Source organism: Weissella sp. DD23 (genome assembly GCF_001579105.1).
GTDB lineage: Bacteria > Bacillota > Bacilli > Lactobacillales > Lactobacillaceae > Weissella > Weissella cibaria.
In genome coordinates, this window is the sequence record NZ_KQ970390.1 from 81,223 (window position 1) to 83,030 (window position 1,808).

The window sequence follows — 1,808 nt, forward strand, 5'->3', positions numbered from 1 at the left end:
ATATACAAAGGGTGGAAACGTTCGCCAAATCAATATTAACCCCTCATGGGGGTATCAGAAAGCACGCATGCGAGAAAGCCTCTCTGACGAAATCAACGCTTCAATCTACGCACGTCGTAAGATTGATAACGAGCCAGTTTTCGGTCGAATGAAGGCTCATTTTGGCGTGGGCAGATTCATGGTTCGCGGTCTGCGAAAGGTGAAAATAGAAACCGGACTGGTTATTATGGCCATGAATATGGCCATCATGGCGGGATAACATCCCGTTTATTTTGGATAAAAAAGAAAGAAGGAGAAGTAAATCCACCGGATTTTCTTCTCCTTTTTCATTTTCAGCTGGAACTGTTCTGTCCCAGCCTCTTTTTTTGATGTTTTGGGTGTTTGTCAGGAATGAATATAAACCAACGATAGACTATCTTGGCCGCCGTTGTCAGGGAATTGGTGTAGCGATGATACGACTGCCAGCCACCCAACAAACTGATTTTCATGTAAGCGCTTAATTTTTAGTCAGCTTAATTTTTGTTAACAATGTAGACTTAATGGTAAGCAGTGACAGGTCAAAGAAAATCTATGGAGGGCACAACTATGCTTGAGACATTTATACAACAATGGTTAATCATGTCAGATTATGATTACACTGTTGATGATCGGTTTGTTCAGAAAGCACGGGCGTACGGTGTGGATTTTAGTGAACAATATGTGGCAATTGTGGTCGAGGGGAACCGCAATCATTTGCCAAATCAGCGCTTAGCTTTTGACTTGGATCACTTACGACGGGTTTATATTTTTCCGTTGACGGGGGTACATGAATTTTTGGCAACGTTGCCGGAACATGCCTTAGCGGGGGTTAGTCGGCCACACTTTGATTTAACAAAAAGCATCAAAGAGGCGGTGTTTGCGTTAGCATTAACCAGTCCGGTAATTGAGGAAATGAAAATTGTCTTTTACGAAGACGTAGTTGATTTGGCGCAAGTTGTGGAAGCTGGTGTCGCCTATCCGCAGGTCGAACAATTCTTAAAGGATCGGGTCGATGAGGAAGTCCAGGTTACCTTGTGGCTGTACGGCACGTTAGGTCATTCAATGAGTGAATTAAGTGACACCTTGCATGTTCATCGGCGAACAGTCCAATATCGGCTAGACAAAATTGCCCAATTAACGGATTTGAATCCGCGGGTACCTGCTGAAATCTTACCGCTGCTTGTGTCATATATGCGGCTGAAGACGGCCGTCATAGTACCGGCGCTAACCGCGCAATTGCAACGAATAACCACTGACTTGCAGGCACGTGATGTGGCGACGAGTTAATAGTAAATATAAATACCGGGTAAATTGGCAGTCACACAGCGAGGTGACTGCCTTTTGTACGTTTAAGGGGCTGACTATTTTTTTCGAAAAACCAAGTTGCGAGTTCGCAACAAGGCTAACGTAAAAATGAGCCGGTTAGTATTCCGAAATACAGGCATACTTGAATGACAACAATAAAGGAGTCATGTATGACTGACAAAGTACAAAGTAAGTTATATTTCCAAGGACAGCAAATTATTGCCTTGGAAGGAAAGACAAGTAAAGAATATGAGCTATTGATGCGCCGCGATATTGATGGGGTGGCAAGATTTCCTTATCAAGAATTTATCACAACGATGACAGATCATGACCAGCATAAGCAATATGTTACAGAGCTTGCAGTCATTCTGCCAAAGGTTTTGAGTCATAATCCCAACTATACATTTTCATTTAATTTGGATTATCAGGAATTGTTTTATGAGGAAACCTTTACGCTATTTGAACAGATTGATCCAGCGCTGCGG

At 42.8% G+C, this 1,808-nt stretch carries 2 protein-coding genes and 1 pseudogene; all 3 read left to right on the forward strand.

What is annotated here, in order from left to right:
- Positions 1-259, forward strand: a 259-nt coding sequence (locus WEIDD23_RS00370) for a transposase (RefSeq protein ID WP_156469530.1), incomplete at its 5' end; no start/stop codon positions are given.
- 326 nt (positions 260-585) lie between these two features.
- Entirely contained in the window at positions 586-1,305 is a 720-nt protein-coding gene (locus WEIDD23_RS00375; protein ID WP_010370548.1) for a PucR family transcriptional regulator, read from the forward strand.
- A gap of 188 nt (positions 1,306-1,493) precedes the next feature.
- Positions 1,494-1,808 (forward strand): annotated as a pseudogene (locus WEIDD23_RS13265) (hypothetical protein); the annotation flags it as partial.

Excerpts from the sequence above, each read along its gene's own strand:
- WEIDD23_RS00375 (WP_010370548.1), top strand. The coding sequence starts at position 586 with ATGCTTGAGACATTTATACAACAATGGTTAATCATGTCAGATTATGAT.